The following is a 21,517-nucleotide window of genomic DNA, read 5'->3' on the forward strand; positions in this document are numbered from 1 at the left end:
CGGGTGTGGCGTGGCCGGTTTTTGCTGCCAGCCCGTATCGTCGCTGCATCCGCTTCCACCTGGAACCGGCAGACGATTCTTGCCGCTGGAGTATCGATGCCGAGCTGGAAACAGATTGTCCTTGCGTTTGTGATCGTGGTCGCCGCCGCGGCCGCGTGGGCGCGCTTCTACCCCGGCGCTCCGCAAGTGCTGGCGCGCTGGGGTATCGACTGGGCCTATGGCGCGACACCTCCAACGAAGGAAACGGCGGCAGGTGGCTCCCGGCAGACGGGGGGCAACCGCGCCCAGATTGCCACCATCGTTGCATCGCCGGCCGCCTCGGCTGTTATCAACGATCGCCTGCAGGCGATCGGCACCGGCCGCGCCAACGCTTCGGTGACCGTCAATCCCTACAGTTCCGGCCGCCTTGCCGAACTGCTGGTCGAGTCCGGCAGCCATGTCGACAAGGGGCAGATCATCGCGACGCTCGATTCCGAGACCGAGGTCATCGCCCAGAACCGGGCGAAACTCGCTTTGCAGGATGCGCAATCCAAGCTCGATCGCGTCAAGTCGCTGCGCGCCTCGAATGCCGCCACCCCGGTGGCGGTGGCCGACGCCGAGGTGACCTTGTCGAATGCCAAGCTGGCGCTCCAGGACGCCGAGCTTGCGCTGCAGCGCCGCTCCATCCTGGCACCGATCGCCGGCACCGTCGGCATCCTGCCGATATCGGCCGGCAACTATGTGACCAACCAGTCGGCGATCGCCACCCTCGACGACCGCTCCTCGATCCTGGTGGATTTCCAGGTGCCCGAGCGCTTCGCCGCCGCCGTCAAGGTCGGCGCTCAATTGACCGCGACGCCGATCGCCAATCCCAGCAACGCCTATACCGGCACGGTTTCGGCCATCGACAACCACATCGACGAGAAGAGCCGCACGCTGCTGGTCAAGGCCAAGATAGCCAATCCCGCCGATTCGCTGCGCGCCGGCATGTCGTTCTCCATCACCATGAAATTCCCCGGTGAGACCTATCCGGCCGTCAGCCCGCTGGCGATCCTGTGGGGGTCGGACGGCGCCTATGTCTGGCAGATCGAGGACGGCAAGGCCAAACGCGTGCCGGTGCGCATCATCCAGCGCAACACCGAGACCGTTCTGATCGACGCGGAGATCGACAGCGGCGACATGGTGGTCACCGAAGGCACCCAGAGCGTCAGCGAAGGCGGTGAGGTCCGCATCGCCGGCCAGGAACAGCGCGCCGCCAACACCGCCGAAGGCTCATGACCGGATCCGCCAACGCCGCCAGCGATACCGGCTTCACCGCCCTGTTCATTCGCAGGCCGGTCATGGCCTTCGTGCTCAACGTGCTTATCGCGGTTGCCGGTCTCGCGGCCTTTTACGGCGTCGAAATCCGTGAATTGCCCGATGTCGACCGCGCGGTGGTCACCGTTTCGACCACTTTCGAGGGTGCGGCCGCCGAGACCGTCGACCGCGAACTGACCGACACGATCGAGGGCGCCGTCGCCCGTGTCTCCGGCGTCAAGTCGATCTCTTCTTCCTCCTCCTTCGGCTCGAGCCGTGTCACCATCGAGTTCAACGATGGTGTCGACCTCAATGTCGCCGCCTCCGACGTGCGCGATGCCGTTGGCCGCGTCGCCAACCAGATGCCGGACACGGCCGATCCGCCCCGCATCGTCAAGGCCGATGCCAATTCCGATGCAGTGATGCGCTTGGCGGTGACCTCGGACAACATGTCGATCCAGGACATGACCGTGGTGGTCCAGGACCAGATCGAGGATGAACTGGCCGCCGTGCCTGGCGTCGCCGACGTCCAGGTCTATGGCGACCGCGACAAGATCTTCCGCATCGACGTCGACCAGAACAAGCTCGCCAGCCTCGGCTTCACCGTGGCCGATCTCAGGGCAGCCCTTGCCTCGGTTGCTTTCGATTCGCCCGCCGGTTCGATCACCACGACCAACCAGGACCTGATCGTCCGCACCACCGCCGACGTGACCACGCCCGAGGAATTCGAAAACATCATCATCGGCGGCACGACGCGCATCCGCGATGTCGCCACTGTCACGCTCGGCCCCGATGTCGGCCAGACCACGCTGCGTTCCGATGGCAAGACCGGCATCGGTATCGGCATCATCCGCCAGGCGGAATCGAACACGCTTGATATTTCGACCGGCGTCCAGGCTGCCGTCGCCAAACTGCAGGAGAACCTGCCCAAGGGCATGGCGATCAAGATCACCAGTGACGACGCCGTCTTCGTCAAGGGCGCCGTGCACGAGGTCGAGATCGCGCTTGGCCTGTCGGTCACCATGGTGCTAATCGTCATCTACGTCTTCCTGCTCGACTGGCGCGCGACGCTGATCCCGGGCCTGTCGATGCCGGTCGCCATGATCGGCACCATCGCCGCCATCTATCTAGCCGGCTTCTCGGTCAACATCCTGACGCTGCTCGCCCTGGTGCTGGCCACGGGCCTTGTCGTCGACGATGCCATCGTCGTTCTGGAAAATATCGTGCGACGGCGCAACGAAGGCATGGGACCACGCGCCGCCGCCGTGCTCGGCGCCCAGGAGGTGTTCTTCGCCGTCGTCGCCACGACGTTGACGCTGGTTGCCGTCTTCGTGCCGATCTCGTTCCTGCCGGGCCAGACGGGCGGCCTGTTCCGCGAATTCGGCTTCGTGCTTGCCATGTCGGTGCTCCTGTCCTGCGTGGTGGCGCTGACGCTTTGCCCGATGCTCGCCTCGCGCATGCTGACAAACGCATCGCTTCACCATGAAGGCGGCCAGGGCATCGGCGCCCGTATCGGCGGTGCGCTGAATGCCGCCTACAAGCGCGCGCTGCACGCCTGCCTCGACGCGCCCTGGATCGTGGTTCTGGTCGCTGTGCTGTTTGCCGGCACCGCCTTCACTTTGTTCGGCACCATCCGCCAGGAACTGACACCAACCGAGGACCGCGCGGCGGTGCTGTTGCGCATCAATGCCCCTCAAGGCGTCAGCCTCGACTACACGACGCAGCAGATGCAGAAGATCGAGAAGCTGATCCAGCCGATGCGCGATTCCGGCGAGATCCGCTCAACCTTCGAGAATGCCGGCCAGAACGGTTCCTACAATTCCGGCTTCATGGTGATGACGCTCGCCCCTTGGAACGAGCGCAGCCGCAGCCAGCAGGAGATCATGGCCGAGATCAGCCAGCTGACCAAGCAGGTGCCGAGCGTGCGCATCTTCCCGGTGCAGCCCAACAGCCTTGGCATCCGAGGCGCCGGCAACGGCCTGCAGTTCGCGCTGGTCGGCAACGACCGCAAGGCGCTTGGCGACGCGGCGGTGAAGATCATCGGCGAGATGCAGAAGGACCCGCGCTTCCAGACGCCGCGCCTGTCGATCGACCCGACGCAGCCGCAGCTGGCCGTCGCCATCGACCGCGAGCGCGCCTCCGATCTCGGCATCGACATTACGGGGCTCGCCAACACGATGCAGGCCATGCTCGACGGCAATGATGTCGTCGATGTCTACATCGCCGACCGCAGCTATGGCGTGAAACTGGTCTCCACCACCAACCCGATCAACGATCCGACCGATCTGGAAAACGTCTTCCTCAAGACGGGCGACGGCCGCTTCGTGCCGATGTCGACCATCGCCAAGCTGACCGAACGCGCCGTGCCGCCGTCTCTGTCGCGCGAGCAGCAGCAGCCATCGGTGGCCATCACGTCCAACCTCTCGGGCAATTTCGCGCTTGGCGACGCGCTGACCCGCGCCGAGGAGATCGCCACGCCGCTGCTGCCGCCGGGCAGCCGCATCCTGCCGCTGGCCGAAGCCGCGACGCTGGGCGAGACCAACAGCGCCATGGTCACCATCTTCGGCTTCGCGCTGGTCATCATCCTTCTGGTGCTGGCCGCGCAGTTCGAAAGCTTCGTCAGCGCCGTCATCATCATGGCGACGGTGCCGCTCGGCCTCGCCTGTGCGATCTTTGCCTTGCTCTTGTCCGGCACCAGCCTCAACGCCTACAGCCAGATCGGCCTGGTGCTGCTGGTCGGCGTCATGGCCAAGAACGGCATCCTGATCGTCGAATTCGCCAACCAGCTGCGCGACCGTGGGCTCGGCGTGCGCGAAGCGATCGAGCAGGCTTCGACCATTCGCTTGCGGCCGGTGATGATGACGATGATCTGCACCATACTTGGCGGCGTGCCGCTGGTGCTGGCCGCCGGCGCCGGTGCCGAGGCGCGCGTGGCGCTCGGCTGGGTGATCGTCGGCGGGTTGGGGCTGGCCACCATCTCGACGCTGTTCCTGACGCCCGTCGCCTACCTCCTGCTTGGCCGCTTCGTCACCCCGAAGACCCATGAGGAGGCACGCCTCAAGCGTGAGCTCGAGGAAGCCGCCTACACCAATATGGAGCCGGCGGAGTAGGCAATATCCGGGAAGCGGGATGGCTGTTTTCCGCCCGCGGCTTCGTCAGACAAGACAGGGCCGCTATTTCAGCAGCCGGCCTTCGATCGACCAGCGCGCGGCGAGGAAATTCAGCACTGCCGCCACGATGACGCCGCCGATCTTCGCCGGCCACACACCGGCGATGCCGGCGAAGAGTGCGATCGACAGGCTGGAAACGCCGAGCGAAATCAGCGCCCCAAGCGAGACGAAACGCAGGAAAGCGTCATGCAGCCGGATGGCGTGGTTGCGCTCGAACGACCAGAAGCCATTGGCCACGAAAGAGAAGACGACGGCGATGGACCATGAGACGACATTGGCCGGCAGCGGCGGGACATGCAGCTTGAGCAGCAGGAAAAAGCCGGCAAGGTCGATGGCCGTGTTCGCCAGCCCGACAATGGCAAAGCGCACGATCTTGCTGCCGGTCGAACGGCGGGGCTGCTCCGCGCCGCTCATCCCTTGCCGTCCATGATCTCGACACCGGCGCGGGCCAGGCTCGCGCCGAGAGCGTCCGAAGCCAGGACCGAGAATTCCACCTCGCGCACGCTTTGCATCGGGTCGCGTGCCCGCAGCGTCTCGTCGACGTGGCCGGGATGGCACATGAACAGGCCCCGTTGCGGCATTGCTTCGACGGCAGCTTGCAGAACCGGAGCAAATCTCTCGGGTTGCCGCCAATCGTAGATGCCGGCGAGCGGCTCGAAGATGATGAAGCCGGCCCGCGCCATCGACCGGTTGAAGCCGGCGGCCAGGGCAGCGATTGCCGCGACTTTAGGCGCCACGGCGGCCTTGCCAATCGCCGGAGCACCGCGCAACGCCGGCCTGGCGCCTTCGGAAAAACGTGCCCGCAGCCATGCGCGCACGGCCGGCAGGAAATGCACGTGCTGGTGCCCGTCTATGAAGTCAGGCTGGCGGCCCAACGCCTCGACGAAGCGGTTGTACTGCGCATCGAGTTCGGCATGGACGTCCCACGCGTCGACGCGGCCGCGCAGGACCGGCAATGCCAGCGAACGCAGCGGCGGCAGCCGGCCTTCCGGCGCCAGGCTCGACCGGCCGGTGATGGCCGGCTGGTCGGTAAGGGTCAGGTGCAGACCGACCGCCGCGCGGCCGCACAGCGGCTTGATACGCGCCGCCGCGTCAGGCCATTCCGGAAAGCCGGTCATGCAGCTGGTGCCGGTCAGGCGGCCGCGATCGAGCAGGTCGAGTATCCCGGCGCAGACGCCGGGCGCCAGGCCGTAATCGTCGGCGATCAGGCGGATGCGCCGCATCATGTTCCGGAAGCGCCCGGCGGCCGGTCGGGGGCCATCTCGCCGCGCATGACATCGCGCACGATATAGACCGGCCGGTCCTTGCTTTCCGAGAGCGTGACCCAGACATATTCGCCAATCAGGCCAAGCAAGGTGAGGTTGAGGCCGCCGAGCAGGACGACGGCGACCATAAGGCTGGGATAGCCGGGGACGGCGATGCCGTAGAACATCACCTCGAAGAAGACCTTGGCTCCGTAGACGAGGCCCGCCAACGCCGCCAGCATCCCGCTCAGGCTGATGATGCGCAACGGAATGACGGAAAAGGAGGTAAACCCTTCCAGCGAGAAGGCGATCAGGTTGAGCCGACTCCATTTCGACGTCCCGGTGACACGGTTCTCCGGCGAATATTGTATGGCTTTCTGGCGGAAGCCGGCCCAGGCGAACAGGCCCTTGTTGAAGCGCCGCTTGTCGCGCAGGCTCGTCAGCGCGCGCACCACGGCACCACGCATGACGCGAAAATCTCCCGCATTCTCGGGAATGTCGAAACGCTGGCTGCTGTTGATCAGGCTGTAGAAAAGCCGCGCCAGCTGGCTGCGCCGCCAGCTCGCCTCGCGGCGGTCGTTCTGCGCGTAGACCACATCGATATCGGGGTTTTCCACCAGCTCTGCGATCATCTTCAGGCTGGTGTCCATCGAATGCTGGAGGTCGGCGTCCATGACCAGCGCCATGTCGCCGCGCGACCGGTCGAGGCCGGCGAGCACCGCGACCTCCTTGCCGAAATTGCGGCTGAGCCGCACGATCTCCCAGGAACCCGACAGCGCCCGCGAAAACCGCTCGGCGCCATCGTCGCGACTGCCGTCGTCGACCAGGATCTTGTGGAGTTCCATGCCGAAACGCTGCGCTACCGCGGCTTCAAGCTTGTCGAGCAATGCGGCAAAAGCCGATGCCGATTGCGCCTCATTGAGGAACGGTGCCACGATATCGAGAACGGGCCGCGACTCAGCCATTTGCGACAGGCCTTTCATTCATCACCTTGTCTCGCCTCATCATGTCTCGCGCCCCCTTGTCACCGGATCTCGCCCAAAACCACCAGATCAGGGAACCGGCGATAAGGGTGACCGCGATCGGCCGGAACCAGGGGTACGTGAAATCCTGGATATGGCGCTCGACGCCCGTCAATCCTGTCAGGAGCAGCATAACGGACAGCACCGAGGCCAACATGCCGCCTCGTTCCTCGCGCCACAACAGGGCAATAGCGAGGCCGGCGGGCACGGCGATCATGGCATAGGTGTTGGGCTCGACGCGCGGGTTGAAGACGCACATGTAGAACGTCGCCGTCAGGAAGATGGCGAGACCAGCCGTTCCGCGTTCGAGCTTGCGGTCAAACCAGATGACGGCTGAGAGCGTAAACAGGGCCATGACGATGCGCACGATCGTGGCGCCGAATTCCGGGATGGGCAGCCCCATTTTGGTGAACGGTGCCGTGAAGTCGGTGGGGACAAAATGGCTGGTGTTGTCGACCGCCATCGCGGTCAGCATCCCGGCGAAAGCACGATATTGGTCGTTGAGATAGCCGGCGGGCGCGAAAGCGTAGGGTAAGGCGAGCACGAACAGTACCGCCAGCACGAGCACCGGTATCAGCCGGAAACGCAGGGCTCCCACCAGCAAGAGCATGATGATCGCGGTCGGTTTGGCTATGATGGCAAGCGAAGCCCAGAAGAAGGTTTCGGCGCGCCGCCCTTCGAGCGCCGACAAAGTGACAAGCCAGCAGGCACCGGTCAAAAGGATTGTCGCCTGGCCGTTACGGATCGCACCCAGAGCCATCGGCAGGGCAAGGAACAGCCCGAAGGAAAGCAGCCACGGCAATTCCCCGCCGCCGAGTTTGCGCACCTGCCGCATCGCGGCGAAGGTCAGCGCCGCGAAACCGATAGTATGCCACACCAGGCCGCCCAGATGCGGGCCGAGCTTCACCACCGGAACATAGAGCGCGGCAAAGGCCGGCGCATAGAGATATCCCATCTCGGACTGGATATTGTAGAGCGGCCGGCGGGCCAGCAGCGCCTCGCTGCCGTCTATATAGGCTTGCCAGACCGTCCGCGTATGGGGTGACCACAAGACCAGGACAAGAACGACCAGGAACGCTCCGATCCACAGGCCAAATCCCAAACGGTCGAAAACCGGCTTGGACATCGTCATCAAGACACCCCAACAACATCCGGGACAGGCTCAGTCCAGCACCGTCCCGGCATTCGATGGCGGCGGCATATCACGGACAAAGCTGCACGGCATAGGGGGCTGAAAGACGCGGCCATCAACTTCGCGGGACGTCGCGGATGGTCGGGCATGGCAACGATCTCGCTGGGAAAGGTGTTCAGAAAGCCTTCTTTTTCGCGCTTTCGCACGCCTTCGAACGGCATCAAGGCCGGATGAAAACCTTGCCGTTAGGCTTGGCGAGTTCCGCCGGCACCCGCGCGATTGCCTCGGCGAGCGGCACGACGGCCGTGACGTCGGTCGACCAGCGTCCGTCGGAAAACCGCTTCTGCGCTTCCAGGATCGCGGGAGCGCGCCGCTCCTTGAATTGCCGCATCCATTCGCTCAGCCAGAAGCCTTCGATATGCTTGTGCTGGAAGATCAGTTGGCCGGGCTCGCGGATGACGGTGGCGTCCGTGTCGAGCCGGCCATAGATGATCCAGCGCGCCCGTTTCGGCATGGCATTGAAGATGGCGGAAGCCAGCGGCCCGGTGACAGCATCGAGGAAGATTCGCGGCTGTTCGGCCTTCATCACCTCGCGCAGCGTGGCCTCGAAATCCGGCGCCTTCTCGTTGAGCACATGGACAGCGCCGATCTCCTTCAACAGCGCGATCTGCTCGTCGCGGCGCACGGTGACGATAGGCCGGAAGCCTTCCTCCCTGGCGAGGCCGATGATCAGCTTGCAGAGCTGGCTGGCGCCGGCGGTCATGACGAAGGCCTTTTCGCCCTCCTGTTTGACGATGTCGAACATGGCGATCGCGGTGAGCGGATTGACGATCATCGCCGCGCCGTCCTCATCGCGCACCGTGTCGAGCAGCGGAATGCAGGCCGCTGCCTCGGCGACGGCATATTCGGCCCACGAGCCCCAGTTGCTGAGGCCGGTGGCGAAGGCGACGCGCTTGCCGACGAGGCTTTTCGGATAAGGCTCGTCGCCACCGGCGACGATGGTGCCGACCCCCTCGAAGCCGGCCGGCCGGCCCTTGGCGCGCGGCTGGCCGTACTGGCCCTTGATGAAGGCGACGTCGGATGGATTGATCGAGGCAAGGCTGACCTTGATCAGCACCTGGCTCGGTCCGGGCGCCGGCACCGCGATGCTACCCGGCTCGAGATAGGGTTCCATCGCCTCGAGCACGCTGCCGCTCGGTGTCCTGGTGTAGCCGTCACCGACCAGGAGCAGCGCCTTCATTTCGGAGGGAATGGTCATTGTCACACTCCTTGTTCGTCGGCGAAATCCGCAAATGCGGCGGCCGAGCTGCTCAGATCTTCTCCTGCGTGTATTTCCTCAGCTCCGTCCGCGCCACCTGGCGGCGATGCACGGCGTCGGGGCCGTCGGCGAGACGCAGCGTGCGCAGATGCGTCCATGAGCGCGCCAGCGGCGTGTCCTGGCTTATGCCTTTCGCGCCGAACATCTGCACCGCCTCGTCGGTGATCCTCAGCGCGACGCGCGGCGCGATGACCTTGATCTGGCTGATCCAGGGGGCGGCCGCGCGCGCATCGCCCTGGTCGATCATCCACGCCGCCTTGAGGCAGAGCAGCCGGGCCATCTCGATTTCCATGCGGCATTCGGCGATGATGTCGAAATTGGCGCCGAGTTTCGCCAGGGGCTGGCCGAAGGCCTCTCGCCGCACCGAACGCTGGCACAGCATCTCCAGTGCCATCTCGGCCTGGCCGATGGCGCGCATGCAGTGATGGATACGGCCGGGGCCGAGCCGTCCTTGCGCGATCTCGAACCCCCTGCCCTCGCCAAGAATGAGGTTCGAGGCCGGGACCCGGACATTGTCGAAGCGAAGGTGCATGTGGCCATGGGGCGCATCATCGTCGCCATAGACCTGCATGGCGCGAACCTTGGTCACGCCCTTTGTATCCGAAGGCACCAGGATCATCGAATGGCGGCGGTGCTGCGGTTCCTCGTCACCACCGGTCCGCACCATGACGATATAGATCGCGCAGCGCGGGTCGCCGGCGCCTGACGCCCACCACTTTTCGCCGTTGAGGACGTAGTCGTCGCCCTGCCGCTCGCAGCGCATCGAAATGTTGGTGGCGTCGGATGACGCCACGTCCGGTTCGGTCATCAGATAGGCCGAGCGGATCTTGCCCTCGAGCAACGGTTCCAGCCACGCTTTCTTGTGGTCGGCCGAACCGTAGCGTTCCAGCACTTCCATGTTGCCGGTGTCGGGCGCCGAGCAGTTGAAGGTCTCGGCACCCAAATGCGCCTTGCCCATCTCCTCGGCCAGATAGGCGTATTCGACAGTGGAAAGACCGTAGCCGCGATCCGAGCCGGTCAGCCAGAAATTCCACAGGCCGCGCTCCCTTGCGGTCTTCTTCAGCCCTTCGAGAATCTCGCTTTGGCGCGCGCTGTAGACCCAGCGGTCGCCTGCCTTGCCCACTTCGCCCAAGAATTCCTTGTCGAGCGGCATGATCTCGTCGCGCACCATGGCCGCGACGCGTGCGTGGATCGGCTTCAGCCGCTCGGTCATGCCGAGATTCATCTCCGTCATCGGTCGCTAACCCTTCATGCAGGCCGGGCATTTTACCCGTGGCAAGGATGACCGTACTTCGGATAGCCTTGTCAACGCGAACTCTTTGCCCGACGACGAGGCGAAGCGTGGAGGATTGGAATGGCCTATCTCGACGAGCTGTTTTCTGTGGCCGGCAAGACGGCTCTGGTAACGGGAGCGGCAACGGGCATCGGCCGCATGGCGGCAACCGCGTTGGTGAGAGCCGGCGCCAGCGTGATGATCGCTTCGCGCAAGGGTGAGGATTGCATCAAGGTCGCCGCCGAACTGAACGAGCTTGGCGCACCGGGCCAGGCCGAGGGCTTTGCCGGCGACGTCTCAAGTGAGGCCGGCATCGCCGCACTCGTCGCCGAGGTCAAGGCGCGGACCGGAAAACTCGATATTCTGATCAACAATGCCGGCGTTTCCTGGGGCGCGCCGCTGGAAAGTTTCCCTTATTCGGCATGGGCGAAGGTTTTCGGCGTCAATGTCACCGCGGTCTTTCATCTGACGCGCGAATTGCTGCCGCTGCTCGAAGCCGCCGCCAGCGATAGCGATCCGGCCCGGGTGATCAATCTGGGTTCGGTGATGGGCACGCAGCCGCTGGCCGACGATGCCTATTCCTACACGGCGTCCAAGGCGGCGGTGCATCACCTGACGCGTACGCTCGCGCTCGAGTTCGCCGCCCGCCGCATCACCGTCAACGCCTTTGCCCCCGGCCCCTTCCAGAGCCGCATGACGGCTTTCGCCACCGGCACGGATGAACAGGCCAGCCATGTCGGCGGCCACGTTCCGATCGGCCGTATCGGCGCACCGGATGACATTGCCGGCGCAACACTCTATTTGTGCAGCCGTGCAGGCAGCTATGTCACCGGCGCCATCCTGCCGATCGACGGCGGGCAGTCGGTGCAGCATGGATTGACCTTGTTCAAGGAATGACATTTTCCGGCCGCAGAAGCCGGAGGTGAACTGGAGGACATGAGCGTGGAACCAATCAGTCTCGATGTGCTTCTGGCCAGTGTCGGCAAGGAAGTCGGCGTCTCACCGTGGCGGGTGGTCACGCAACGCATGATCGACCAGTTCGCCGACGCCACCGATGACCACCAGTTCATCCACTGCGACCCCGAGCGGGCCAAGCGCGAAACGCCTTTCGGCGGCACCATTGCGCATGGCTTCCTGTCGCTGTCGCTGCTTTCGGCGATGACCTTCGAGACCATGCCGCCGCTGGAAAACGGCAAGATGGGCGTCAACCATGGCTTCGATTCGCTGCGCTTCCTGGCCCCGGTGAAGACCGGCGCGCGCATCCGCACCCGTTTCGTGCTGGCCAATGTCAAGGTGAGACCCTCGGGTTGGGTGCAGACGGCGCACGACGTGACGATCGAGATCGAGGGCTCGAAGAAGCCGGCGCTGACCGCTCGCTGGCTGACGCTGACCCTGATCGAACGCCAGCCCGAGACCGCATGAGCGACGCCAACGCGCTCGACCAGGCAGCGCTTGCGCCTTATCTCGAGGCGGAAATCCCGGGCTTTTGCGGGCTCGCGTCAATCGAAAAGTTCAAATCCGGCCAGTCCAACCCGACCTATCTCCTGACGGCGGCCAGCGGCCGCTACGTGCTGCGTGCCAAGCCGCCCGGGCAATTGCTGAAATCGGCGCATCAGGTCGACCGCGAATTCCGCGTGATGAAGGCGCTGGCCGTCACCGCCGTGCCGGTACCCGAAATGCTGCATCTGTCGGCGGAGGACTCGCCGATCGGCCGCATGTTCTACGTCATGGATTTCCTCGACGGCCGCATCTTCTGGGATCCGGCGCTGCCTGAAGCGCGCGACAATGATGAGCGCGCCGCGATCTACGACGCCATGAACTCCACGCTCGCGGCCCTGCACGATGTCGAGGTCGAGGCCGTGGGTCTCGCCGATTTCGGCAGGCCGGGCAATTATTTCGAACGGCAGCTGGCACGCTGGACCAGCCAGTATCGTGCCTCGGAGACCGGCACCATTGCCGACATGGACCGGCTGATTGCCTGGCTGGAGACGCACATGCCCGCGGATGACGGCCGTGTCTCTCTGGTGCATGGCGACTACCGGCTGGACAATCTGATCTTCGCGCCGGACCAGCCAAGGGTTCTGGCGGTGCTCGACTGGGAACTGTCGACGTCAGGCCATCCCTTCGCCGACATCGCCTATCAATGCATGCAATGGCGTCTGCCGCATGCTTCCGGCTTTCGCGGCCTGGGCGGTATCGACCGCGCCGCGCTCGGGCTCCCCTCCGAAGAGGCCTATGTCGCCGCCTATTGCCGCCGGCGCGGGCTGGATGGCATCGGCAACTGGACCTTCTTCCTCGCTTTCTCCTTCTTCCGGTTGGCGGCGATCTGCCAGGGCGTCTACAGGCGCGCGCTGGATGGCAATGCCTCCAACCCCGAAAAGGCCAGGACCTATGGCGAGGCGGTGAAGCTGCTTTCGCGTCTCGCCGCGGAACTGATCGACAAGCAGAGATGATGGGGTGCCATGATGGGCCGCTTTGACGGAGCAACGGTGCTGATCACGGGTGCCGCCGGCGGGCTCGGCCGTGGTGCCGCGAAAGGCTTTGCCGCCGAGGGAGCGCGGCTGGTGCTGTCGGACATCGACGAAAGGGCGCTCGCCGATCTTGCCGCGACCTTGCCGTCCGAAACGGCGATCCTGGCCGGCAACATCGCGGACGAGAAACTGTCCGAGGATCTGGTCGGGCTGGCGGTCGAGAAATTCGGCCGGCTGGATGTCGCCGTCAACAATGCCGGCATCGTCCAGAGTTTCGTGCGCCTGCCACAGGTGCCGTCGGACGAAGCCCGCCGCGTGCTGGAGATCGACCTGCTTGGCGTCTTCTACGCCATGAAGCACCAGATCCCGCAGATGGAACGACAGTTCAGGTCTACGGCCAGGGGCGGCGCCATCGTCAACATCGCCTCGGCCGCCGGCCTGTCCGGCGCGCCGAAACTCTCGATCTACGCCGCCGCCAAGCATGGCGTCGTCGGCCTGACCCGCTCGGCGGCAATCGAATATGCCAGCAAGGGCTTGCGCATCAACGCCATCTGCCCGGCGCATACAAGGACGGCGATGGTGGACAGTTTCGTGCGCGTCTCCGGCGCATCGGAGGCGGAAGCCCTGGCCGAGCTGACACGCGGCGTACCGATGCGGCGCGTGGCCGAGGTCGACGAAATCACCACCGCCATCCTGTTCGCCGCCGACCCGGCCAACTCGTTCATGACCGGCCATGCACTGGCCGTCGACGGCGGTGTCGGTGCCATCTGACGCCTGCCGTTTGGGAACCTGCGACGCCCTTGTCCGTTTCCGTACAGCGTATATAATTTAGCCACGCACCAACCCAACGAAGGCACGGGATCTTGCCGCCGAGCGTCCAGACACGCCGCGAAAAACAAAAGGCCGAGCTGCGCTCCGAACTGGTCGAGGCCGCGCACAAGCTTGTCCAGGAAGAAGGCTATGAAGGCCTGACCATTCGCAAGCTGGCCAAGCGGGTCGGCTATGCGCCGATGTCGGTCTATTCCTACTTCGCCGACAAGCAGGACATCCTGTTCGCGCTGGCAGAGGACGCCTTCGAAACGCTTGCCCGCCGCATCGAGGAGCATCCGTCCGACGATCCGATCGAGGCCTTGCAGGCGGTGATGACCGAATATGCCGCCTTCGGGCTCGGCAATCCCAATGAATACCGCACCGTTTTCATGACCGAAAAGACCAGGCCGCCGGAAGGTCGGAGTTTTCAAGAAATGCACGAGGCCAACCCGGCGATGAAGGTGCTGATCACGCGGGTCGAAGCCTGCGTCGCCGCCGGAAAATTGCAAGGCGATCCGCGCGCCATCGCCACCATGCTGTGGGCGGTCGGCCACGGCACGATCTCGCTGCTGATCACCTTTCCCTTCTATCCCTTCGGCGACCCGCATGCTTTCGTGAAACGCATGTGCGATTTCCAACTGGCCGCACTCAGCACGCAGAACGTGCCGCCATTGACCGACGCACCGGTCAACTGCTGAACGACATCTGCTTCGTTTTCACGCTTCCTCGCCACCCTTTCGAACCAAACCGAGGGCAGATTCTTGGTTAACAAAAAATTTATCGTACGCGTACGATCTTGACTTGCACTTCGCGATCGGCGGTCGTATTTGTACGTAATACCGTACATGTACGAAAAAAATTCAACCGTCGAAATCGGAGACTGACGATGAAAAAGGCACTCCTCACCCTCGCCGCAGTGCTGGCCCTTTCCGGATCGGCCTTCGCCGCCGGTGCCACCCAGCCGGTCAAGCACCTGCCGGCCGCGACCTGCGTCGACACCAAGACCAATGTGAAGCTCGATTGCGCATCGACCGGCTCGGTCGAGAAGAAGGCCGCCACGGAAAACAAGGCCGAAGGCAAGGGCCCGCGCCTCGGCATCAGCATCAATCCCTGGATCGTGCCTAGCGCGTTCTAAGAGCAACTCCAGGGAAAGTGTGCAGCGGTTTTCACGGGACAAGCGCGTAGCGCTTGCCCTTGGGAATTGCTTCCAAACAAGAAGTTACGCCGAAACGCGCCTGGCCGGCGCAAGCCGGCCGGGCGGCCATGTCAGCCTGTTGCAATCGGCAGCTTGGCAACTGAACTCTCGAAGGCGGCGTCGATCAGCCTCTGCATGTCGGCGGCGCGCCGGAAGGACGGATCGCCGTTCTGCCGGCTATCCAGCGCATCGGCGAAGCGCCGGGCGTTGCGCTTGACGTCAGGCGGCGCCAGCGTCCGCCAGCGCTGCTCGTCGACATCCGCGCCAAGGCACGCGGACAGGCTCGATGCTTTGCCGTCGGTCTCGACCTTGATGGCCCCGTTGGTGCCGTGCAGCGCCAGCGACAGATCATTGGCATGGCCTGTCGTGTAGCGGCTCGCAACGATCGTGGCGAGTGCGCCGGACGTCAGCCGCGCCGTCATCGCCACGCTGTCATTGGCGTCGAGTACGTAGTCACCGATCTGGTCGCCTTCTGCCTTCGGAAACGTCACCAGATCGGCATGCAGGCTGACGATATCCTGAGCGGCGCCATAGGTGGCGAAGTCGAGGATGTGGATGCCGACATCGCCCAGCACGCCGGTCGAACCGTGCCGGCTCGACAGGCGCCACAGCCATTTGTCCTCGACCCGCCAGTCACCCCAGGATTTGCTGACCAGCCAACTCTGCCGGTAGCTCGCCTCGACATGACGCAACGCGCCGATCTTCCCGGCCTGCACCATGCGCCGCGCTTCCTGGATCGCCGGCGAATTGCGATAGGTCAGGTTGACCATGTTGATGACGCCGGCCGCTTCGGCCGCTTCCGTCATCGCCAGCGCGTCGGCATGGTTGGGCGCCAGCGGCTTTTCGCAGAAGACATGCTTGCCGGCGGCCAGCAGCGCCAGCGTCGTTGCCTTGTGCACACCGTCCGGCGTCGCGTTGATGGCGGCGTCGAACGCGCCCCAGGCGATCGCCGCCTCCAGGCTCTCGAAAAAGTCGCCGATCCTGTTGGCGGCCGCGAATGCAGCCGCGCGGCCCGGCACCTGATCGACGCAGGCGACGATGATGCAGCCGGGTAACGTTGCGAACTCCTCGACATGATGCCCGGCAATGCCGCCGGTGCCGAGCAGAAGAAGTCGATGCATCAGTTGAGGCCCTTGTCGCCATCGGCATGCAGGCGCAGGCCCTTCTGCACGATCTTCTCCTTGGCCTTGTCCGTCGGCACGTTGGGCGCATTGGTGATGCCCGACCATGCGGGCGCCGGATTGTGCGCCCAGTGCACGGCGTTACGCAGCACCTGCTGCACGCCCCCGTTGTGATAGATCGGATAGGTCTCGTGGCCGGGCGAGAAATAGAAGATGCGGCCCGCGCCGCGCTGGTAGGTCAGCCCGGACCGGAACACCTCGCCGCCCTCGTACCAGGAGATGAACACCGTCTCCAGCGGCTCCGGCACCGCGAACGGCTCGCCATACATTTCCGTTTCGCCGATCTCCAGGCATTCGCCGATGCCTTGCGCGATCGGGTGGCCGCGGTTGATCGCCCAGACGCGCTCGCGTTCGCCCGCCTCGCGCCATTTCAGCGAACAGGGCGTGCCCATCAGCCGCTTGAATATCTTCGAGTAATGGCCGGAATGCAGCACGATCAGCCCCATTCCTTCCCAGACCCGCTTCTGCACCCGCTCGACGATCTCGTCCTTGACCTCGCCATGCGCGGCATGCCCCCACCATAAAAGCACATCGGTGGCGGCGAGGCGCTTCTCGCTCAAACCGTGTTCGGGTTCCTGCAGAGTTGCGGTGGTCGCCTCGATGCCCTGGTCCTGGTTGAGCGCCGCGGCAATCGTGCCATGCATGGTCAATGGATAGAGGTCGCGCACGGCGGCATTGGTCTGCTCATGGACGTTCTCGCCCCAGACAACAGCTTTTATCAGCATTAGTCCTCTCCAAAGCGCTTTGAATATCGCATCTGCGGAGGCATTGGGAAGATGCCTAGCGACCAAAATTACGGAAAATCAGGGCTTGCGGGTTTTCCGGCCAGGCACGGTCTTGGCCTTGCCGGGCTTGGCGGGCGCGCCGGGGATAGCCGAACTGGTGATCGACACCGGATCGCTGGCGGGGAAAGTATCCTCCAGGCCTTCCTCGAGTTCCTCTTCGGCGTCGGCCTCACGCCGCTCATGTTCGAGCGAGCGGACCGCCGCGGTCTTGGCTTTGGACTGCGGCGACTTCGGCGCGGACTTCGACGGCATCGGCGTTTCTCCCTCGAGCTGTCGCCGCACAACGGACGCGGGCGGCAAACGTTCCGGGGTCAGCCAGCCGCGTCGCGGGCTCCCTCGGAGAGGAAAGTAAAGACATAGTCCGAGAAGGAACGCCAGCACTCGACCCGGAAGGTATCATCGGCGGTGCGCAACAGCACGATCTCGGCCTTGCCCAGGATGGTGCGCGAGGCCGCCCCGACCGGGAAGGCTTCGAGCGACAGATCCTGCGGGCAGCCCGAATTGATCGTGGTTTCGGCCGCCGGGCCGGCGACGGATATCGCGATGTTGCGGTGCGAGATGCCGACCGCCGAATGCAGCGCGGCAACCCCTGCGCAATCAGCGAGTGGATCGTTGCCAGCCTCGTCGATCACCAGCCACTCGTCAGGGCCGAGCCACAGCGCGGCGCGCCCGCCCTTAGAGACGGAAGTTTTCGGCTTCTTCGGCAAGGCCAGGCCAAGCGCCTTGGAAAGCGCGGCGACCGAAGCTTCCGGCGCACGCAGCGAGATACGCTCGGCCGGCGGCAGCACTTCAACCTTCACGCCGGCCCCCGATGTGGCGCGGCCGGCCAATGCCGGGCGGCGGTCCACCGAAGGCGATGCGGCCGCAGCCGTCTTCTTTGCAGCAGCCTTAGCCATTGAGGCGGCCTCCCGTCTCGTCGAAGAACACCATGCCGGTAACCTCCACTTCGATCACCCCGTTCGGCATCGGCACGTAGAGCGTATCGCCCATGCGTTCGCGACCGCCGGCGACCAGCGCCAGCGCGATCGAGCGGCCGCAATTCTGCGACCAGTAGCTGGAGGTGACATGGCCGATCATCTTCATCGGGATCGCCTGCTTGGGATCCTCGACGATCTGCGCCCCCTCTTCCAGCACCACCTTGGGATCCTTGGTTTTCAGGCCGACCAGCTGCTTGCGTCCCTTGGCGACCAGGTCCGGCCGCGCCATGCCCCTGATGCCGACGAAGTCGGCCTTCTTCTTGCCGACCGCCCAGTCGAGACCGGCATCGTTCGGCGTCACCGTACCGTCCGTATCCTGGCCGACGATGATGTAGCCCTTCTCAGCGCGCAGAACGTGCATGGACTCCGTGCCGTAGGCGGCAGCGCCATGTTTCTGGCCCTCGGCCCACAGCGCCTCCCACACGGCCTGGCCATAGTCGGCCGGCACATTGACCTCGAAGCCGCGCTCGCCGGTGAACGACATGCGGAACAGCCTTGTCGGCACGCCGCAGATCTTGCCTTCGCGCACTGACATATGCGGCAGCGCCTCGTCCGACATGTCGATGCCTTCGACCAGCGGCGCGATGATGTCGCGCGACTTGGGACCCTGCACCGCGATGACCGCCCACTGTTCGGTGATCGAAGTCAGCCAGACATTCAAGTGCGGGAACTCGGTCTGGAGATAGTCTTCCATATGGTTCATGACGCGCGGCGCCCCGCCCGTCGTCGTCGTCACATGGAAGCGGTCCGGCGCCAGCCTGCCGACGACACCGTCATCATAGATGAAGCCGTCCTCGCGCAGCATGATGCCGTAGCGGCAACGGCCGGGCTCCAGCTTCTCCCACGGATTGGTGTAGAGCAGCTCCATGAACTTCGCCGCATCCGGCCCGACCACCTCGATCTTGCCGAGCGTCGAGGCGTCGAACAGGCCTGCCGTCGTGCGGACCGCGACGCACTCGCGGTCGACCGCCGCATGCATGTCCTCGCCCGCCTTGGGTAAATACCAGGCGCGCTTCCACTGGCCGACATCCTCGAACACGGCGCCTTGCGCTTCGGCCCACGGATGCGTCGCCGTCTTGCGTGTCGGATCGAACAGCGGACCGCGCGCATGGCTGACGATCGCGCCGAAAGTGACCGGCGTATAGGGCGCACGGAAGGTGGTCAGGCCGACTTCGGGGATCGGCTTGCCCAGCGTCTCGGCGGCAATGGCCAGGCCATGCATGTTGGAGGTCTTGCCCTGATCGGTGGCCATGCCATTGGTGGTGAAGCGCTTGACGTGCTCGATCGAGCGCATGCCTTCATGCACCGCCTGGCGTATGTCCTTGGCGGTGACATCGTTCTGGAAATCGACGAACGCCTTCACCGTCGTGTCCGGCCCGGCGCCGGGTGCGGCACCCAGCATGCCGCGCGACCAGCTCTCCGAGGCATCGACCTTCGGCTTGGTGCCCTTGGCAGTCTTCGCACCATAATCCCTGGCATTGGCATCCTTCGCCGCCTTAGCACCGGCGGCATAGGCCTCGTCCACCGTCGCAGCCAGCCCATCCGTGCCATTGCAGGCGCCGACCGAGACGCAGTCCTGCGCATAGGTGCCGGGCACGAAGCGCTTGGTCTCGTCGTTGAAGGCAACCTTGCCGCGCGACTGCGAGAACAGATGCACCGACGGTGTCCAACCGGCCGACATCAGGATCGCATCGACGGGAATGGTACGCTCGCCGCCACCATTCTTCGGCTGCACCGTCATCGACGACACGCGCAATTTGCCGCCGGCGCGGATCACGGCGCGGCCGAAATTGATCTCGATGCCAAGCGCCCGCGCCTCGTCGATCACCGGCCCAGTCGGGTTGTCGCGCAGATCGACGATCGCCGCGACGTTGACGCCGGCCTTCTTGAGGTCGATCGCCGCCGCATAGGCTGAATCATTGGCGGTGTAGACGCCGACATTCCTGCCGACCGCGACGCCATAATGGTTGAGGAAAATGCGCGCCGCGCCCGCCAGCATGATACCCGGCCGGTCATTGTTGGCGAACACCATATGGCGCTCGATGGCGCCGGAGGCCAGCACGACGCGCTTGGCACGGATCTGCCACAGCCGCTCGCGCGGCAGGTCATGGCCGGGGGCTTTCAGGTGATCACTGACGCGCTCGACCAGGCCGACGAAATTCTGCGCGTAGTAGCCAAAGGCCGTCGTGCGCGAGAGCACGCGGACATTGTCCATGGTGGCGAGCTTCGCCACCGCCGCTTGAGCCCAGGCAAAACCGTTCTGTCCGTCGATCTTCGCGCCGGTCTCGAAACGCAGGCTGCCGCCGAAATCGGCTTGCTCGTCGGCCAGGATGACGCGCACGCCGGTTTCGGCCGCGGCCAATGCCGCAGCGATGCCGGCGGCACCACCGCCCAGCACCAGCACGTCGCAATGCGCGTAGCGCGAGGAATAATGGTCGGGATCAGGCTTGTCCGGGGAAACACCAAGACCGGCGGCTTCGCGGATCTTGGGCTCGTAAAGGCTCTTCCAGGCCGCTTTCGGCCACATGAAGGTCTTGTAGTAGAAGCCGGCCGAAAATAGCGGCGACGCCAGGTCGTTGACCGCGCCGACGTCGAAGGACAGCGACGGCCAGCGGTTCTGCGAGTTGGCGGCGAGCCCGTCATAGAGTTCCTGCACGGTGGCGCGCACGTTCGGCGTCTTGCGCGCATCGTCCCGCACGATCTGCACCAGTGCGTTGGGCTCTTCCGCGCCGGCCGACAGGAAGCCGCGCGGGCGGTGATACTTGAACGAGCGGCCGACCAGATGCACGCCATTGGCAAGCAGTGCCGACGCCAGCGTATCACCCTCGATGCCGGTATGGGACTGGCCGTCGAAGCTGAACCGCGCCGTCTTGGCCTGGCTGAGGCGACCGGCGCCCGGAATGCGGAACGCGCCGCTCATTTGGCAACCACTTCGTTGGAGTTTTTGGGCAGCTTGGCGGGTTTGGGTTCGCCGGCCTTGTAAGTCATGATGAACTTGTCGGTGACGGTGTCGCGCACGGCATTGAAGAAGCGCGCGCAGCCATGCATGTGCCGCCAGCGTTCATAGATGATGCCCTTGGGGTTCGAGCGGATGAAGAAGAATTTCTCGAAGTCGTCGTCGCTCTCGCCGGCCATGTTGGCTGAGCGCGCTATATGCGCCTCGCCGGCGTTGCGGAATTCGAGTTCCGGGCGCTCTTCCTCGCAATAGGGGCAGCGGATGAGAAGCATTCTGTTCGTTCCTACAATTCGCCGTGGCCGACGCGGGCGCCGGGGGGTTGGTCGCAAAGCTTCTGGCCCATTGCCGCAAACGGCGCGACGAGCCGGATGCGCTCCTCGACACTCGCGGCCGGACGAAACAGGTCGCGATACGCCATGTTGCCGATGGTGAGTTGCACCGGATCGGTCGTGACGATGACGCGGCGTGGCTCGAATGGATCGTCCTCGCCGAGATCGGCAGGCCTGTTCTCCACGAACATCACCACCTTCTGGCCGCCGCTCCACACGCAGGCCAATATGCCGTCGTCAACGGAAAACGGCCAGTTGGCCTCGTTTCCGGCGCGGCTGATCGGCTGCGTGCGCACCTCTTCTGGCGACGGCAAATGGAACATGCCCTGTTCCCCCGCCAGCATCAGCGGCATCGCGACAGCCATTTCGGCCATCATCA

The 21,517-nt window shown here is 64.6% G+C and carries 21 protein-coding genes; 8 read left to right on the forward strand and 13 right to left on the reverse strand.

Annotated features, from left to right (window positions below):
- Nucleotides 1-96 precede the first annotated feature (96 nt).
- Nucleotides 97-1,257: an efflux RND transporter periplasmic adaptor subunit gene (locus tag FJ977_RS12915; RefSeq protein ID WP_140771923.1), complete on the forward strand. Its 1,161-nt coding sequence runs from the start codon at nucleotides 97-99 to the stop codon at nucleotides 1,255-1,257.
- Nucleotides 1,254-4,385: an efflux RND transporter permease subunit gene (locus FJ977_RS12920; RefSeq protein ID WP_140771925.1), complete on the forward strand. Its 3,132-nt coding sequence runs from the start codon at nucleotides 1,254-1,256 to the stop codon at nucleotides 4,383-4,385. The genes FJ977_RS12915 and FJ977_RS12920 overlap by 4 nt, the downstream gene beginning before the upstream one ends.
- Nucleotides 4,386-4,448: 63 nt before the next feature.
- On the opposite strand, the gene FJ977_RS12925 is transcribed toward FJ977_RS12920, so the two are convergent.
- From FJ977_RS12925 to FJ977_RS12950, 6 genes are all read right to left on the reverse strand, one after another.
- Nucleotides 4,449-4,859 (reverse strand): GtrA family protein, encoded by a 411-nt coding sequence (locus FJ977_RS12925; RefSeq protein ID WP_140771927.1) that lies wholly within the window; start codon nucleotides 4,857-4,859, stop codon nucleotides 4,449-4,451.
- A complete protein-coding gene (locus tag FJ977_RS12930) occupies nucleotides 4,856-5,671 on the reverse strand; it encodes a ChbG/HpnK family deacetylase (protein WP_140771928.1) in 816 nt (271 codons plus the stop codon). The genes FJ977_RS12925 and FJ977_RS12930 overlap by 4 nt, the downstream gene beginning before the upstream one ends.
- The gene (locus FJ977_RS12935; protein WP_140771930.1) at nucleotides 5,668-6,654 is read right to left on the reverse strand and encodes a glycosyltransferase family 2 protein; all 987 of its coding nucleotides are present in this window, start codon (nucleotides 6,652-6,654) and stop codon (nucleotides 5,668-5,670) included. Before FJ977_RS12935 ends, FJ977_RS12930 begins: the two co-directional genes overlap by 4 nt.
- Complete coding sequence (locus FJ977_RS12940) at nucleotides 6,647-7,843, reverse strand: glycosyltransferase family 87 protein (RefSeq protein ID WP_140771932.1); 1,197 nt, start codon at nucleotides 7,841-7,843, stop codon at nucleotides 6,647-6,649. The genes FJ977_RS12935 and FJ977_RS12940 overlap by 8 nt, the downstream gene beginning before the upstream one ends.
- A gap of 220 nt (nucleotides 7,844-8,063) precedes the next feature.
- Nucleotides 8,064-9,101 (reverse strand): zinc-binding dehydrogenase, encoded by a 1,038-nt coding sequence (locus FJ977_RS12945; protein ID WP_140771933.1) that lies wholly within the window; start codon nucleotides 9,099-9,101, stop codon nucleotides 8,064-8,066.
- A 52-nt stretch (nucleotides 9,102-9,153) separates the two neighbouring features.
- The gene (locus FJ977_RS12950) at nucleotides 9,154-10,395 is read right to left on the reverse strand and encodes an acyl-CoA dehydrogenase family protein (RefSeq protein ID WP_140771935.1); all 1,242 of its coding nucleotides are present in this window, start codon (nucleotides 10,393-10,395) and stop codon (nucleotides 9,154-9,156) included.
- Between the two features lie 120 nt (nucleotides 10,396-10,515).
- Here FJ977_RS12950 and FJ977_RS12955 point away from each other — a divergent pair, with 120 nt between their 5' ends.
- From FJ977_RS12955 to FJ977_RS12980, 6 genes are all read left to right on the forward strand, one after another.
- Nucleotides 10,516-11,331, forward strand: coding sequence for an SDR family oxidoreductase (locus FJ977_RS12955; protein ID WP_140771936.1), 816 nt, complete (start codon nucleotides 10,516-10,518; stop codon nucleotides 11,329-11,331).
- A gap of 39 nt (nucleotides 11,332-11,370) precedes the next feature.
- Nucleotides 11,371-11,856 (forward strand): MaoC family dehydratase, encoded by a 486-nt coding sequence (locus FJ977_RS12960; RefSeq protein WP_281406818.1) that lies wholly within the window; start codon nucleotides 11,371-11,373, stop codon nucleotides 11,854-11,856.
- Complete coding sequence (locus FJ977_RS12965; RefSeq protein WP_140771938.1) at nucleotides 11,853-12,887, forward strand: phosphotransferase family protein; 1,035 nt, start codon at nucleotides 11,853-11,855, stop codon at nucleotides 12,885-12,887. Before FJ977_RS12960 ends, FJ977_RS12965 begins: the two co-directional genes overlap by 4 nt.
- 12 nt (nucleotides 12,888-12,899) lie before the next feature.
- Entirely contained in the window at nucleotides 12,900-13,676 is a 777-nt protein-coding gene (locus FJ977_RS12970) for an SDR family oxidoreductase (protein WP_140772783.1), read from the forward strand.
- Nucleotides 13,677-13,768: 92 nt separating this feature from the next.
- Complete coding sequence (locus tag FJ977_RS12975; protein ID WP_140771940.1) at nucleotides 13,769-14,413, forward strand: TetR/AcrR family transcriptional regulator; 645 nt, start codon at nucleotides 13,769-13,771, stop codon at nucleotides 14,411-14,413.
- Nucleotides 14,414-14,601: 188 nt separating this feature from the next.
- Complete coding sequence (locus FJ977_RS12980) at nucleotides 14,602-14,850, forward strand: DUF680 domain-containing protein (RefSeq protein ID WP_140771942.1); 249 nt, start codon at nucleotides 14,602-14,604, stop codon at nucleotides 14,848-14,850.
- 131 nt (nucleotides 14,851-14,981) lie between these two features.
- Here FJ977_RS12980 and FJ977_RS12985 read toward each other — a convergent pair whose 3' ends face one another.
- From FJ977_RS12985 to FJ977_RS13015, 7 genes are all read right to left on the reverse strand, one after another.
- Nucleotides 14,982-16,031 (reverse strand): Gfo/Idh/MocA family oxidoreductase, encoded by a 1,050-nt coding sequence (locus FJ977_RS12985; protein ID WP_140771944.1) that lies wholly within the window; start codon nucleotides 16,029-16,031, stop codon nucleotides 14,982-14,984.
- On the reverse strand, nucleotides 16,031-16,816 hold the full coding sequence (locus tag FJ977_RS12990) for a ThuA domain-containing protein (protein ID WP_140771946.1): 786 nt from the start codon (nucleotides 16,814-16,816) through the stop codon (nucleotides 16,031-16,033). Before FJ977_RS12990 ends, FJ977_RS12985 begins: the two co-directional genes overlap by 1 nt.
- 78 nt (nucleotides 16,817-16,894) lie before the next feature.
- Complete coding sequence (locus FJ977_RS12995) at nucleotides 16,895-17,128, reverse strand: hypothetical protein (protein WP_140771947.1); 234 nt, start codon at nucleotides 17,126-17,128, stop codon at nucleotides 16,895-16,897.
- 59 nt (nucleotides 17,129-17,187) lie between these two features.
- Complete coding sequence (locus FJ977_RS13000; protein WP_140771949.1) at nucleotides 17,188-17,772, reverse strand: sarcosine oxidase subunit gamma; 585 nt, start codon at nucleotides 17,770-17,772, stop codon at nucleotides 17,188-17,190.
- Nucleotides 17,765-20,773 carry a sarcosine oxidase subunit alpha gene (locus FJ977_RS13005; RefSeq protein WP_140771951.1) on the reverse strand — a complete coding sequence of 1,003 codons (3,009 nt, stop codon included), beginning with the start codon at nucleotides 20,771-20,773 and terminating at the stop codon, nucleotides 17,765-17,767. Before FJ977_RS13005 ends, FJ977_RS13000 begins: the two co-directional genes overlap by 8 nt.
- The gene (locus FJ977_RS13010) at nucleotides 20,770-21,081 is read right to left on the reverse strand and encodes a sarcosine oxidase subunit delta (RefSeq protein WP_140771952.1); all 312 of its coding nucleotides are present in this window, start codon (nucleotides 21,079-21,081) and stop codon (nucleotides 20,770-20,772) included. The genes FJ977_RS13005 and FJ977_RS13010 overlap by 4 nt, the downstream gene beginning before the upstream one ends.
- An 11-nt stretch (nucleotides 21,082-21,092) precedes the next feature.
- Nucleotides 21,093-21,515 carry a hypothetical protein gene (locus tag FJ977_RS13015; RefSeq protein WP_140772785.1) on the reverse strand — a complete coding sequence of 141 codons (423 nt, stop codon included), beginning with the start codon at nucleotides 21,513-21,515 and terminating at the stop codon, nucleotides 21,093-21,095.
- Nucleotides 21,516-21,517: the final 2 nt, after the last annotated feature.

It is taken from the genome of Mesorhizobium sp. B2-1-3A, from assembly GCF_006442655.1.
Classification (GTDB): domain Bacteria; phylum Pseudomonadota; class Alphaproteobacteria; order Rhizobiales; family Rhizobiaceae; genus Mesorhizobium.